The sequence below is a fragment of the Sanguibacteroides justesenii genome (genome assembly GCF_003204205.1).
Lineage (GTDB): Bacteria > Bacteroidota > Bacteroidia > Bacteroidales > Marinifilaceae > Gabonibacter > Gabonibacter massiliensis.
On sequence record NZ_QJPL01000007.1, the window covers coordinates 171515 to 186509 of the forward strand.

A 14995-nucleotide genomic window follows, 5' to 3' on the forward strand; every position below is an offset into this window, starting at 1 on the left:
TATTTATATTAAAAATGTTTTTTCGCTTATACGCTGAACACGTTGCGATGTTCAAAGCGCAGCAAGTCAAATACGGTTTTTACCGGGGTAAAAGTTGACAAGGGAACTTCGACGAAGAGCGTGTTCCAGTTTGCCATGGCTCCATTCCAAAGTCCGGGTAATTCCTGAACTTCGATTTCCTGGCCTTCATAAGATTTTTTGGAGATGAATCCTTGTGTCGCATCGATGAACTCATTTAAATCGAATTTTTTTCCGCGATAATTATAAGTACTGCATACGATATCTACCGGATTGAAATGAGTCGCTTTGGAAAATATTTTTTTCTGTTCCTTATCCTTTAGATCGATTTGGGCACTTTCCAAGATCATTAGGCGGCTTCCCGTATCGTCGCCGACCCAGAAAGGTCCTCCTCCGGGTTCTCCTTCATTTTTAACCATGCCACATATGCGAATGGGGCGATCCAGTAAATGTTTCAGGTATTTGATTCGCTCTTTGGCAGAGGAGAATGTAAATCCTTCCTTTAGTTTGTACCCTAAATTCTCACTTATGAAGTTTTCGATCTCGTTCAATTTTTCTTCCGTTAAATTATTCCTGTTTTTAGTCAGAATCTTCAGGTAACCGAATACTTTTTCCTGGATATCGAGCAATAGTCCGGCTAAGATCTTTTTGTATTTGATCGTGTCGGCTTTGTTCCTGTCCGGAGCTACATTGTCGATATTTTTGATAAAGATCAACTCTTCTTTCAAATCGTTCAGGTTATGGATTAAGGCTCCGTGTCCTCCCGGCCGGAAAACGATGTTTCCCTGGGCATCGCGTAAAATATTTCCATCTGCATCCAAACTAATCGTATCCGTTGAGGGCTTTTGAAGGGAAAAAGAGATCTTGTATTTTATGTTGTACTCTTTTTGGTAATCCTTTAGAATGTTTTTTAACAGTAGTTTGAATTTACCGAGGTGCTCTTCGGAAACTGTAAAGTGCAGATTGGCTGTTTTCCCGTTGTTACAATACAATGCGGCTTCCACGAGATGCTCTTCCAATGCGGTTCGGATATGATCCTGATAAATATGAAAATCAATAAGGCCCTTGGGAGTCGAATTGTAATTCAACCCTTTTTCTGTCAACAGGTACTCTAAGATTTCAGAGAATTGATTTTTCCACAAAAGCTTATCGACATCTAACATGTCTTTATAAAGGGCTTCCTTCAGATGAGGATAGAAGGGGAATTCTTTTAGTTTTTCGAAGAAGGAGAATATGGTTCCCGGCTCTTTGTTTTGTCGGAAATTCAGGTAATCTTCGTCGCTTCCCGTGTAGGTATTATAGAATGTGTTTAAGGTTTTGAACATTCGCGAAGCGGAACCCGAAGCCGGAACCATTTTAACCATATCGAGAGCGTCTTTTTTATTTTCGAAGATTGAAATATAATTGTTTTCCTCTTCTTCTGTTAAACTTTTTATCCCGTTCCGAAGAGTGGCCGCATCTTGAAGTTTGACAAATCCGAAACCTTTCTTGAAATTTTCGATTTGTTTATCAATTTGTACGAGTTTGATGCCCCGGTGTCTAAATTGTTTAATATCGTTCTTTGTATACATAAATTTCAAATTTGAAAGGTTAGTAATAGTTCCGTAATGTACGAATGAATTGTGAAATAGTATGCGATTAATTGTTAAATTAAACAAAAAGCACGGCAGGGCCGCGCTTTTATTTAATTTTCATCTTCATCGTATAGGTCTTCTTGGTTGTCCAGCTCTTTTTCAAAGAAATCTTCTGCTTCTTCCAATAGACTTTCTACATCATCGATGCAAAGAGGCTCTTCGTCAATCCAGTAAATACGTTGATTACTATAGAAGCCGTCCATATCGCATTGTATGATACAACGAGGTTTTTCTGTATGTACAACATACAATAGATCAGATGCTTCCTGTGAATTGTCTGCGATGAGAAACTTCGGTAACATAATGTTTATTGTTTTAAAAATTCAAAGGCAAATATAAAGAATAATTGAAAATTGAAAATTGAAACCCGAAAATTATTTTCGGGTGAACGGGAAGTAGAGAAAAAAGCGTATCTTTAGGGCATAAAAAGAGATAGAATTTAAAGTTCAAGAAGGGAGGAACGGATGCTCTTTTGGGGTAACGTCATATATTCAAGGAGTTAACAATGATTGCATTAAAAATATTATCACAGGTTATTCCCGTATTGAACCGGGAAGATCGTTGTTCTCAAGCATTGGGGTGGATGGAAATTTTTAGAGTTTCTCATTTGCCTGTTGTTGAGGGAGATGAATATTTGGGGTTATTAGAGGATGAGACAATATATGCTCATGGAAATTTGGAAGACCCTATCGCATCTTTGGAGATTCACAGGGAGTCGACGTTTGTATATGAGGATACTTATATTTATGATATTGTCGGTGTGGCTTCAGCCGGAATGTTGTCCGTTATCCCCGTGTTGAGCCGGAGTGGAAAATACAGAGGAGTTATTCTGCCTGCTGATATTTTGTATCAGGTTGATCGCTTGTTAGGTGCTAATTTGCCCGGTGGGATTATTGTTTTGGAGGTAAATAATATTGACTATTCTTTAGCGGAGATCGCTCAAATTGTCGAGTATAATGAAGCGAAAGTCGTCAGTTGCTGTGTAACGGGAGGTGGGGATACTAACAAAGTGTATGTCGTCTTAAAAGTGAATACTTCTAATTTGGAACCTATACTGGAGACTTTCAACCGATACCAGTATTCGATAAAAATTACTTTTGTAAACGGCGAGGAGTACGGCGAAGAGTTGAGGGAGCGTTATGGTCAATTGATGAGATATATGGAGATGTGAAGAAGCATCTGATTAAATTTTGTAGGTGATATGAAAATAGCAATATTCGGGAGGGTGGTGGAAACTCATTTTTTCCCTTTTTTGGAGAGCATGTTGGAAGATTTAAGAAGGAGAGGAGCCGTGTTGAGTTGTTACCGTCCTTTTTATTCTTTTTTGGAGCGGCGGAGCGGGGATATGGCGAAGTATTTCGACTCCACTTTCGACGGGGTTTTGTCTAAAGGGGAGGTCGATGTGTTATTTAGCGTGGGAGGAGACGGAACTTTCCTGAACTCCGTTATCTATGTAAGGGATAGCGGTATACCTATTTTAGGCATTAACAGCGGGCGATTAGGTTTTTTGGCCAATATCGCTCAGGAGGAAATTTCTCGGGCCGTGGCGATGCTTTGCACTGGAGATTTTGAAATCGAACGGCGGGATCTGATCCACCTGGATATAGAAGAAAATCCGTTTTCTGATTTCAATTATGCATTGAACGAGGTTAGCGTGTTGAAAACGGAGCGATCTTCTCTTTTGAAAGTACACGCTTATATTGAAGGTGAATATTTGACCACTTATTGGGCCGATGGTCTGATTGTGGCGACTCCGACCGGTTCTACCGCTTACTCTTTGAGTGGCGGGGGGCCCATCGTGTCTCCTGCCTGCGACAATTTAATTCTGACTCCGGTAAGTCCTCATAATCTGAGCATCCGTCCCTTGATTTTACCGGGAAACGTGAGGGTCAAGCTACAAGTGGAAAGCAGGTCTGCAGACTTTATGCTGAGTTTGGATTCCAGGATGCATAAAATATCGAATATTCGTGAATTGTACATATCTTCGGGGAATTTTAAATTGAATGTGGTTAAAATGCCGGATCACAGTTATTATGAAACACTGAGGAATAAATTGCGGTGGGGTGAGGATTTGCGAAACGAAAAGTGAAAAATAGTAAAAAGTGTGAGAGGATATGGAGAACTCTTGTAAATTTGCAATCTCATCTGGTGAAAAATTATGATAGAAGAAATCAAACACAAAAGGAACGTGCCGGATCATGTGGCCATTATCATGGATGGTAACGGAAGATGGGCCAAGAGTCGGGGGTTGGAACGATGGCAAGGACATAAAGAGGGGGTGGATACGGTAAAAAGAGTTGTGGAGGCAAGTGGGGAAATCGGACTGAAATACTTGACTCTTTATACCTTTTCGATAGAAAATTGGAATCGGCCTAAGGAAGAGATAAGTATGTTGATGGGATTGATGGTTGATGCCATTCTTGCCGAGACGGACAACCTGATGAAGCAACAAGTACGGGTAATGGCTATCGGTAACCTGTCGGATTTGCCTGAAGCGGTATATCGGAAATTGAAAAATTTGATCGCTCTGACGTCGGAAAATACAGGGGTGACCCTGGTACTGGCATTGAGTTACGGAGCCCGATGGGAGCTTTTGGAGGCGGCGAAACATTTGGCTAAGGATTATAAGAGTGGGAAAATATCTGATTTAGAGAGTATTAATGATGAAAAATTCGCGTCATATTTGACAACGACCGGGATTCCGGATCCGGATTTGTTAATTCGGACAAGCGGTGAATGTCGGTTAAGTAATTTCCTTTTGTGGCAATTGGCGTACACGGAACTATATTTTATTGACAAATTTTGGCCTGATTTTGAAAAAGAAGATTTATATTTGGCCATTCGTAATTTTCAAAAACGAGAGAGACGCTTCGGAAAAACCGGAGAACAACTAAAAAAGTGAGTCAGATGATAGGAAAAACAGCGTTTGTACTGATATTTATATTTTGTTTTAATTGGGTTGAGGCCCAAGTTGCGGATTCGACAAAAAAAGAAATCGAGATTTATTATTCTGATCCTAAATCGTACGAGTTGGCCGGGGTGGAGATAACCGGTAGCGGCGGAGGTTATGATAAGGATATTTTATTACAGATGTCCGGATTGATTGTCGGACAAAGGATTACCATACCCGGAGATGCGATAACAAAAGCTATACGGAGATTATATGATCAGGGGATTTTTTCTGATATCTCTATCTCCGTGGACCGGATCGAAGGAGATAAAGTGTATCTGAATTTGTATATTCAAGGAAGTTATAGGCTTTCGAAAGTATTGTATGTCGGTTTGAAAAAATCGGAAGAGACAAAAGTACGGGAAAAATTAGCTCTTATGCCGGGTATCCAGGTAACAGAGAACACGAAGGTCAATATAAAAAGAGGTATTGAGAAATATTTAAAAGAGAAAGGGTATTACAATTCCTCTATCAAGATTATTCAAAGAGATGATCCTGCCGTGGAGGGGAGTGTGATATTGGATGTTATTGTCGAGAAGAATAGCAAAATTAAAATTTCCGATATTATTATTACGGGGAATAAAGAGATTAAAGCCCGGAAATTAAAAGCGGCGATGAAAAAAACAAAAGAAAAATCTTTTGTTAATTTCTTTAAATCCGCTAACTTTATAGAGAAAAATTATGACGAAGACAAATTTAATCTTCTGAGCAGATACAATGAAAAAGGGTATCGAGATGCCGTTATCCTGTCGGACTCGATCGTTCCGGTTTCGCCGAACAGGGTGAAGATTTATATTAATCTGGAAGAAGGGAATAAATATTATTTTAACGATATTACTTGGGTGGGTAATACCAAATACGAATCGTGGCGTTTATCTTCACTATTGAATATCAAGAAGGGAGATGTCTACAATAGCAAGTACCTCCAAGAACGGTTGTATATGGATGAGGATGCAGTAAGTAATATATACCAGAATAACGGTTATCTTTTTTCGAGACTGGATCCTATTGAAACGATTGTCGGCAATGATTCGATTAACTTGGAAATTCGTGTGATCGAAGGACCTCAGGCCACTATTAACAAGTTAATGATAAGGGGTAATACCCGTACGCATGAACATGTGATTCGTCGGGAATTATACACGTATCCGGGTGAGCTGTACAGTCGACAAGATGTTATTCGGAGTATTCGGGAATTGGCTAACATGGGTCACTTCGATCCGGAAAAGATCGATCCTAAATTCGAACCGCATCCGGAAGCCGGAACAACGGATATTATTTACAATGTATCAGAAAAACCCAATGATAAGATCGAGTTATCCGGAGGTTGGGGGGCCGGAATGATCATCGGTTCGTTAGGATTGACATTCAACAACTTCTCTATCCGGAATATTTTTAATTGGGATTCCTATCGTCCTTTACCGCAAGGAGATGGACAAACATTCAGTTTGAAAGCTCAAACGAACGGTAAGTATTATACCTCGTTCAGTATCTCGTTCCGGGAACCGTGGTTAGGAGGGAAGCGTCCGAACTCGCTGAGTGTTTCGGCCTATTTTTCCCGCCAGACAGGTTATTCCCGTAATTATTATAATTCTTATTACGTGAACTCCAATAAATCCAAGGATTTTTATAATTCGAGCGAGTTGATGTTGACTTACGGTATTAGTGTCGGGCTGGGACGGAGAATTACCTGGCCGGACGATTGGTTTACAATGTATAACGAGATCTCTTATCAACGTTACGAGTTGAAGAATTGGCCCTATTATATTTTTAGTGACGGAAATTCCAATAATCTATCTTTTGCAACCGTGTTGAAGCGGAGTTCGATAGATAACCCTTTGTACACGAAACAGGGAAGTGAATTTACCTTGTCCTTGGCTTTTACTCCTCCTTACTCTTGGTTTGATAATCGTGATTACGCGACGGAGAAGGACCGGATAAGGTATAAATGGATCGAATATCATAAATGGAAGTTTAGCGGGAAAGTTTATGTCCCTTTGACGGATGTGAACAAACCTCGTCCTTTGGTCCTTTATGCGTCCGTTCAATACGGTTACCTGGGACATTACGATAGTGATAAAAAATCCCCGTTCGAAGGATTCGAAATGGGTGGAGACGGAATGTCGGGATATAGCTTGTACGGTCGTGAATATATCGGGTTGAGAGGATACGAGAACGGATCGTTGACGAATGCGGGGTCGAGCTTTATTGCACCGAATGCCGCGGATGCGAGTCTTTATTCCAAGATTACCATGGAGATCCGTTATCCTATTTCGTTGGCACAATCGGCGACTATTTACGCGTTGGGATTTTTGGAGGCGGGAAACTCATGGTATAAATTAAAGGATTTTGAGCCTTTTAACCTGTATCGTTCTGCCGGGGTCGGTTTACGCGTATTTTTGCCTATGTTCGGTTTGTTGGGTATAGACTGGGGGTATGGATTTGATGAAGTGCCCGGTCGTCCGGGAGCTGCCGGATCGCAAATACACTTTGTACTCGGTCAGGAATTTTAGTTGACATAATCTTTTTTTTGTAATTTGTTAGGTTAGATTAATAAGATAAAAGAGTGAAAAAGCAATTAATTTATTACTTTTGTAAATCATCAAATAGACAAACATTATGAGGAATACAATGAAATTTTTTGTTTTTGTAGCATTTATTTTTGCTGCACTTACAGCTTCGGCTCAGACGAGTCCTATAAAGTTAGGGCATTTAGATACGGATAAGCTGTTAAGTATAATGCCGGAATTTAAGGATGTACAGACGAAAATACAACAGAAATTTGAGGCTGCAAGGAAAGAGTCTGAGGATATGCGTGCGGAGTTTGCCAAAAAGTATCAAGAGTATCAGCAAAATGCGAAAACGTGGACTGATATTATCAGAGAAACGAAAGAGCAGGAATTGCAACAAATGAATCAAAGAATACAGGATTTTGATACGAATGCAGGTGAAAGATTGGATAGAGAGAGAAACGAGTTGATGGCTCCGCTTCTTGAAAAGATTAAAAAAGCGATTACCGAAGTGGGAAAAGAGAATGGGTATACCTATATCTTTGCAGCCGGTGCATTGCTGTTTGCAGCTGATAATAGCGATGATGTATTGCCTTTGATTAAGAAGAAACTCGGGATTCTATAAAGTCGATCCGATATAAAAAGCCGCCGATGGCGGCTTTTTTTTTTGTTTAATATCTCGAAAAAGGTTATATTAGCACCTATATATAGAAAAGAAGTATGAGTTGTCCAATAGGGGTTTTTGATTCTGGTTATGGAGGGCTTACGATATTGAAAGATATTGTGAAAGAGATGCCTGGATACGATTATATTTATTTGGGCGATAATGCTCGGACACCGTACGGAACCCGATCCTTTGATGTCGTTTATGAATATACCCGCCAGGCGGTTTTTAAATTATTCGAAATGAATTGCCGGTTGGTCATACTTGCCTGTAATACCGCATCGGCCAAGGCTCTTCGTACGATTCAGCAGGTGGATTTACCTTTGATTGACCCGGAAAGAAGGGTGCTGGGGGTTATTCGTCCCAGCGTGGAGGCTGTTCCCCGTTTTACGACGAACGGGCATATCGGGGTATTGGGGACCAAGGGTACCGTGGCTTCCGGTTCCTATCTTATGGAAATTGCCAAGATACATTCGGAAAAGGGACTCCGGGTTACGCAACAGGCATGTCCCATGTGGGTTCCTCTGGTGGAGAATGACGAAATAGATTCGCCGGGGACGGATTATTTTGTAAGAAAATATGTTCAGGAGCTAATGGAAAAAGACCCGATGATAGATACGATTATATTGGCCTGTACCCATTATCCGCTGTTAAGAGAGAAAATAGATGAGATTATACCCGAGGGCGTGACTGTTGTTGAGCAGGGGGGCTTGGTGGCCCGAAGTTTAAAAGATTATTTGGAACGTCATCCTGAAATTGACGGGCGACTTTCCAAAGAGGGGAAAATCATATATTATACGACTGAAAAAGGGGGTATGTTTGACCGGATGGCGGCTTTATTCCTGCAATCGGACGTAACTTCCCGGCATATAGAGATATAACCGTGACCTAAATCATGATGGATATGACAGAGCAGGAAATAATAGAGGCAGCTTTCGAGGATTTATTGAATTCCATGCGGAAGGGGACCACTGAAGAGAATAAGAGGTTAATTCGGGTGGCGTTTGAGTTTGCCAACGAGGCGCATCAGGGGGTTCGGAGAAAATCCGGAGAACCTTATATTCTTCATCCGATTGCTGTGGCCAAAATCGCGACGAAAGAGATCGGTTTGGGAACGAAGTCGGTGATCGCCGCTTTGCTGCATGATGTCGTGGAAGATACGGATTACACGGTAGAAGATATATCCAATCTGTTTGGGCCTAAAATCGCTTCTCTCGTGGATGGATTGACGAAAATCAGTGAGGTGATGGGATCGAATACCACGAAGCAGGCCGAAAGTTTTCGAAAAATGATCCTTACTTTGGCTGATGATGTTCGTGTGATTCTGATTAAAATTGCCGATCGTTTGCATAATATGCGCACGTTAGACTCCATGCCCGAACATAAGCAGGTGAAAATAGCGGGAGAGACGTTGTATATTTATGCTCCTTTGGCTCATCGTATGGGACTGCATGCGATAAAAACCGAATTGGAGGATTTGAGTTTGAAATATGAAAATCCGGAAGAGTATAAAGCTTTAGAAAAACGGATTCAAGCCTATAAAACCGAAAATACGAATCTTTTTCAGCAGTTTATTATTCCTATACGGGAGCGTTTGGCGGAGAATGGTTACCGGTTTGAGATTACGGCACGTACCAAGAGCGTCTATTCTGTTTGGTCTAAGATGCAACGTCGCCATATCTCGTTTGAGGAAATATACGATTTGCTGGCGGTACGTATTGTTTTCGTTCCCAAAAGTAATCAACCCGAAAAATGGCAGTGCTGGAACATATACTCCCTGATTACGGATTTGTACAGTCCCAAACCCGAGCGTATACGGGATTGGGTCAGTGTTCCGAAAGCGAATGGATATGAGGCATTGCATCTGACGGTAATGGGACCGGGGGGACGGTGGATTGAGGTTCAGATTCGTTCGGAACGTATGGACGAAATCGCGGAACGGGGATTAGCCGCCCATTGGAAATATAAGGGCGATACGGATGCTAATTCCGAATTGGATAAATGGCTGGCTGGGATCAAAGAGATGCTGGAACAACCGGGGACGGACGCTTTAGAGTTTCTGGATGAATTCAAAATGAATTTATACGCGAAAGAGATCCGGGTATTTACTCCTAAGGGAGATATGAAAACTCTCCCCAAAGGAGCAACGGCTTTGGATTTTGCTTATGATATCCATACCGAAATCGGAAATTCCTGCATCGGGGCAAAGGTCAATCATAAGTTGGTTCCCATGAGTCATGTTTTACAAAGCGGAGATCAGGTGGAGGTGTTGACGAGTGATAGGCAAAAGCCTCAGGGCGATTGGCTAGATTTCGTGGTTACGGCCAAGGCGAAAACGAATATAAGTGCGACTTGCAGGAAGGAAAAGAAAGAGCAGGTCCGGAATGGCGGAATGATTTTTGAGAAATTGCTGGAGGATATGCGTCTACCCGATTCCCCAGAGACAATGAGGAAAGCACTCAATCATTTGAAATTGAATGCAAAAGAGGATTTGTTTGTTAGCTTGGCTAAAGGGCATCTGGATGTGGAAGAGGTGAAGAGGGCATTGAAAAGAAAATCGGAAAATAAATTTGTAAAATACTGGAAATTACAGTTTTTCAAAAACGACAGATCAGATGCGGCGAAAGAGGGGGGAGCGGGAGATAAAAAGAAAAAGGATGAAAAGGTCTTTAATGATGTTGTGGAGGATGCCTCCGATTTTATTATTGCCCCTTGCTGTAATCCTATTCCGGGCGATGATGTCGTCGGAATGAAGATCGACGATAAGATTACCGTTCATAAACGTAAATGTCCCGAAGCCATTCGTTTAATGTCCCGTTACGGGGATCGAATTGTGCCTGTCAAGTGGGTTAGTCATAAGATTATGTCTTTTTTAGCCGTGATTAAATTGAACGGTATTGATAGTATGGGGATCGTGAGTGATATTACAATGATTATTTCTAAGGAGAATAACGTGAATATGCGCACGGTGCATTTTGAAACGAAAGACGGAATATTCGAAGGAATGATTCATTTATACGTACATAATACGGCGGATTTAAACAATCTGATGATGAAAATAGCTTCGTTGAAAGGAGTGGAAAACGTATCTCGAGTGGAGAATATAGACCTTTAATTAAAATTCTTCTAAATTAGATGAGCATGTTTTCGAGATTTGTTGTAATTTAGCAAAGTCATAAATCAAGTGCTTTGGACTCAATGGAAAAAATAAAGGAGACGGTAAAAGAGATTTTTACTACTTACTTGCAGCAAAAAGGACATCGTAAAACACCGGAACGATATGCTATTTTAGATGAGATCTATTCTCATACAGGACATTTCGATATCGAATCTTTGTATGTTTTTATGAAGAATAAAAATTACAGGGTAAGTCGGGCAACTTTGTATAATACGATTGATTTGCTGTTGGAGTGCAAACTGGTGATAAAACATCAGTTCGGAAATAATATTGCCCAGTTTGAAAAAGCTTACAACAACAGGAAACACGAACATATTGTATGTAAGGTATGCGGAAAGGTGGAAGAGTTTGCAGACCCTCGATTGGAGGAGATCGTTGAGCACGTGGAGGATAAATATGATTTTTCGGTTCATCATCATATGCTTTATATATATGGTGTCTGTCACGACTGCAAGTTGGCTGCTTCGAAATAAATATTACCTTTGTACGTTTGTTTTTTTAGTAATTGTTTTATAATCCAAAATCGTTGTGCTTACGCGGCGATTATAATTAAAATAGTATCAAATGAAAGTAGATGTATTGCTGGGGTTACAGTGGGGAGATGAGGGAAAAGGAAAGGTCGTTGATGTTTTAACGCCTCATTACGATGTGATTGCTCGTTTCCAAGGAGGTCCTAACGCGGGACATACGCTGGAATTTAACGGTGAAAAATATATTCTTCGTTCTATCCCTTCCGGAATTTTTCAGGGGGATAAAATAAATATTATCGGGAATGGTGTCGTGTTGGATCCTGCTTTATTTAAGGCGGAAGCAGAGGCACTCGAGGCGTCCGGTCATGATTTGAAGAAGAGATTGCATGTATCTAAGAAAGCCCATTTGATCCTTCCTACACATCGTTTCTTGGATGCTGCCTATGAGGTGGCTAAAGGAGATGCCAAAGTGGGAACGACGGGGAAGGGAATCGGACCGACTTATACGGATAAGATCAGTCGTAATGGCGTTCGCGTAGGGGATATTTTACATGACTTCGATACTAAATACGCGAAAGCAAAAGCTCGTCACGAACAGATATTGAAGAGTTTGAATTTTTCATACGATTTGTCTGCCGTTGAAAAAGAGTGGTTTGAGGGAATCGAATATTTGAAACAATTTCAATTGGTAGATAGCGAACATGAGGTCAATCATTCGTTGAAAGCCGGAAAGTCTATTTTGGCGGAAGGGGCACAGGGAACGATGTTGGATATCGATTTCGGTTCTTATCCTTTTGTGACCTCGTCCAATACCGTTTGTGCCGGAGCTTGTACCGGGCTGGGGGTGGCCCCGAGCCGTATAGGAGAGGTTTACGGTATTTTTAAAGCCTATTGTACCCGTGTCGGAAGCGGTCCTTTCCCCACGGAGCTGAAAAACGAGGTGGGAGATCGGTTGTGCGACCTGGGACATGAGTTCGGATCCGTTACTGGAAGACGTCGTCGTTGCGGTTGGATTGATTTGGTTGCGTTAAAATATGCCATTATGATAAATGGTGTCACGCAACTCATTATGATGAAAAGTGACGTGTTGGATTCTTTCGATACCATCAAAGCCTGTGTAGCTTACGAAATTGACGGAAAAGAGGTAGAGGATTTCCCTTTCGAAATCAATGATAACATCAAACCGGTTTATGTGGAACTTCCCGGTTGGAAAACCGATATGACCCGGGTGAGTTCGGAAGATGAATTTCCGGAAGAGTTTAATAACTATTTGACTTTTCTCGAAGAAGAGACGGGAGTGCCGATCAAGATCGTTTCCGTCGGACCGGATCGGGAACAAACGATCGTCCGTTATCAGGAGTAATATAAAATGGAGTGTCGGAGGACACTCCATTTATATTTTCTGTAAGATATAAACGGCGATACCACCGAGATAACCGAGGAGGGCGATCCATGTGATATGTTTGAGATACCAAACGAAATTGATACGTTCTAACCCCATGACCACAACACCGGCTGCGGAGCCGATGATGAGGATGCTGCCCCCGACTCCCGCGCAATAAGCCAGGAGTTCCCAAAAGGTACCGTTCGTGACGAAATTCATTAAATAGGGCGTGAGGGGTTGCGTTTCCGGGGTAACGAGAGGATACATGCCCATGGCGGCAGCCACTAAAGGAACATTATCGATGATGGAAGACAGTAATCCGATGATACCGTCGATAAGGTAGACATTGTCCAGTTTCTCGTTAAGGAAGGTGGCCATATGATTTAATATTCCTACGGTTTCTATAGCGGCAACGGCCAAAAGGATGCCAAGGAAAAAGAGTAGGGTCGAGTAATCTACTTTGGGGAGTATGGCCGAGACTCGGTAAGGGAAAGTCGTAGCGGGTGTTTTTTTGCGGTTGTAAAGAATCTCAAGGTATATCCATAACATGCCTAAAGCTAATAGGATGCCGACAAAAGGCGGTAAATGGGTTATGGATTTGAAAACGGGGACAAACAGCAAACCGACGATTCCCAGTAAAAGAATAATAAATTGCTCGCGATGGGAGACGGGTAAATTGTTGCCGGTAGTTGATGATGCGTTGGAAACGGTAGCCGTATCTCCTTTGATCTGAAAAGAGACGATGATCAGGGGTATCACGATAGAGATCAGGCTGGGAAGTAGAAGTTGTTTCATAATGCGAGCGGCGGTTATGTTGTCGTGTATCCAGAGCATAATAGTGGTGACGTCTCCTATGGGAGTCCAGGTTCCGCCCGCGTTAGCGGCGAGGATGACGATGCTTCCGAATATCCATCGTTCCGTTCGATCCGTAATCAGGCGACGTAACAACATGACCATCACCATGGCTGTCGTCAAATTGTCTAATACGGCCGACATGAAAAAAGTAAGAAAGGCGATAAGCCACAATAACTTTCTTTTACTTTTTGTTTTTATCTGCTTGGTAATGATGTCGAAGCCATGATGCGTATCTATGATCTCGACGATTGTCATGGCCCCGAGTAAATAAAATAAAATTTCGGCAATATTCCCTAAGTGGTCTATTATTTGCAGGTTAATAAGATACTGAATGGCTTGCTCCCGGAGAGAGAGAGAATGCAGAGAGGGATTTGCCGTAACGTATTCATGGAAAGAAGTGTTGTTGGCCGAGATAATGATATCCGGGCCCGCAAAGATACAAAGGGTCCAGAGTAGCATTCCTAACACCAAGGCCGTAGCGGTTTTATTAACCCCAAGGGAATGTTCGAGGGCAATAAACGTGTAACCTATGATGAATAGTAAGATAGCAATTGTGATCATATTCTTTTGTTTCTGATAAACATCATACGTTATTTTGCGTAAATTTGTTGGTATTCATAAATAGAAAAGAGAGGATATGATTTGGGATTTTATTTTTAGATTATTTGTTGCGGGTGTTTTAGGTGCGATTATCGGTTTGGATCGGGAATACCGGGCCAAAGAGGCTGGTTTTAGAACACATTTCTTGGTCGCTTGCGGTAGCGCTTTGTTTATGATTGTTTCAAAATATGGTTTTGAAGATGTTTTGGGAGATAAGGGTATAGGGTTGGATCCCAGTCGTATAGCTGCGCAGGTGGTGAGCGGGATAGGTTTTCTGGGGGCCGGTACTATTATTATTCAGAAACAGTTTGTACGCGGCTTGACGACCGCGGCAGGGGTATGGGCAACAGCAGCTATCGGACTTGCCGTGGGAGGCGGAATGTATTGGCTGGGTGTCGGGGCTATGGTTTTGACTTTACTGGGACTTGAAGGGTTGGGGTATTTGTTTAAGAGGATAGGGTTACGGAGTGTATTGTTGGTGTTCACGACAAGCGCGCGTGAAAATATTAAATTGGTCACGGATGAGATCGAACGCAAAGGACATACTATCGCAAGTTATTCGACGGAAACCGGACAATTAGGTGATTCTTCGACTTACCGGGTGACTTTAATTATAAAAACGAGAAGGGCAGGGGATGAAAGTTTGTTATTTCAATATATGCAACATCTTCCGGATATGATGATAGACCGTATGGAATGAAAAAAAAACTGCCTTACAGGGCAGTTTTTTCT

At 41.7% G+C, this 14995-nt stretch carries 13 protein-coding genes; 10 read left to right on the forward strand and 3 right to left on the reverse strand.

Annotated features, from left to right (window positions below):
- Window positions 1-26: 26 nt before the first annotated feature.
- Both DMB45_RS12275 and DMB45_RS12280 read right to left on the reverse strand, forming a co-directional pair.
- Window positions 27-1589, reverse strand: a complete 1563-nt coding sequence (locus DMB45_RS12275; RefSeq protein WP_041504333.1) for a DUF4301 family protein — start codon at window positions 1587-1589, stop codon at window positions 27-29.
- A 113-nt stretch (window positions 1590-1702) separates the two neighbouring features.
- On the reverse strand, window positions 1703-1954 hold the full coding sequence (locus DMB45_RS12280; protein ID WP_041504334.1) for a hypothetical protein: 252 nt from the start codon (window positions 1952-1954) through the stop codon (window positions 1703-1705).
- 203 nt (window positions 1955-2157) lie between these two features.
- Here DMB45_RS12280 and DMB45_RS12285 point away from each other — a divergent pair, with 203 nt between their 5' ends.
- The 9 genes from DMB45_RS12285 (at window position 2158) to DMB45_RS12325 (ending at window position 12787) form a co-directional block, all read left to right on the forward strand.
- Window positions 2158-2823 (forward strand): CBS domain-containing protein, encoded by a 666-nt coding sequence (locus tag DMB45_RS12285; protein ID WP_041504335.1) that lies wholly within the window; start codon window positions 2158-2160, stop codon window positions 2821-2823.
- 30 nt (window positions 2824-2853) lie between these two features.
- Window positions 2854-3741 (forward strand): NAD kinase, encoded by an 888-nt coding sequence (locus DMB45_RS12290; RefSeq protein ID WP_041504336.1) that lies wholly within the window; start codon window positions 2854-2856, stop codon window positions 3739-3741.
- Window positions 3742-3810: 69 nt separating this feature from the next.
- Complete coding sequence (locus DMB45_RS12295) at window positions 3811-4554, forward strand: isoprenyl transferase (RefSeq protein WP_041504337.1); 744 nt, start codon at window positions 3811-3813, stop codon at window positions 4552-4554.
- Window positions 4555-4559: 5 nt separating this feature from the next.
- Window positions 4560-7115 carry a BamA/OMP85 family outer membrane protein gene (locus DMB45_RS12300; protein ID WP_041504338.1) on the forward strand — a complete coding sequence of 852 codons (2556 nt, stop codon included), beginning with the start codon at window positions 4560-4562 and terminating at the stop codon, window positions 7113-7115.
- A 106-nt stretch (window positions 7116-7221) separates the two neighbouring features.
- Window positions 7222-7737: an OmpH family outer membrane protein gene (locus DMB45_RS12305; protein ID WP_041504339.1), complete on the forward strand. Its 516-nt coding sequence runs from the start codon at window positions 7222-7224 to the stop codon at window positions 7735-7737.
- A 95-nt stretch (window positions 7738-7832) separates the two neighbouring features.
- Window positions 7833-8657: a glutamate racemase gene (murI, locus tag DMB45_RS12310; protein WP_041504340.1), complete on the forward strand. Its 825-nt coding sequence runs from the start codon at window positions 7833-7835 to the stop codon at window positions 8655-8657.
- Between the two features lie 23 nt (window positions 8658-8680).
- On the forward strand, window positions 8681-10891 hold the full coding sequence (locus tag DMB45_RS12315) for a RelA/SpoT family protein (protein ID WP_041504464.1): 2211 nt from the start codon (window positions 8681-8683) through the stop codon (window positions 10889-10891).
- 83 nt (window positions 10892-10974) lie between these two features.
- A complete protein-coding gene (locus tag DMB45_RS12320; protein ID WP_041504341.1) occupies window positions 10975-11427 on the forward strand; it encodes a Fur family transcriptional regulator in 453 nt (150 codons plus the stop codon).
- A gap of 91 nt (window positions 11428-11518) precedes the next feature.
- Window positions 11519-12787 carry an adenylosuccinate synthase gene (locus DMB45_RS12325; RefSeq protein ID WP_041504342.1) on the forward strand — a complete coding sequence of 423 codons (1269 nt, stop codon included), beginning with the start codon at window positions 11519-11521 and terminating at the stop codon, window positions 12785-12787.
- 30 nt (window positions 12788-12817) lie between these two features.
- Here the strand turns inward: DMB45_RS12325 and nhaD are convergent, their stop codons facing one another.
- Window positions 12818-14224 (reverse strand): sodium:proton antiporter NhaD, encoded by a 1407-nt coding sequence (nhaD, locus tag DMB45_RS12330; protein WP_041504343.1) that lies wholly within the window; start codon window positions 14222-14224, stop codon window positions 12818-12820.
- A gap of 76 nt (window positions 14225-14300) precedes the next feature.
- Between nhaD and DMB45_RS12335 the strand changes: the two genes are divergently transcribed.
- On the forward strand, window positions 14301-14963 hold the full coding sequence (locus DMB45_RS12335) for an MgtC/SapB family protein (RefSeq protein ID WP_041504344.1): 663 nt from the start codon (window positions 14301-14303) through the stop codon (window positions 14961-14963).
- Window positions 14964-14995: the final 32 nt, after the last annotated feature.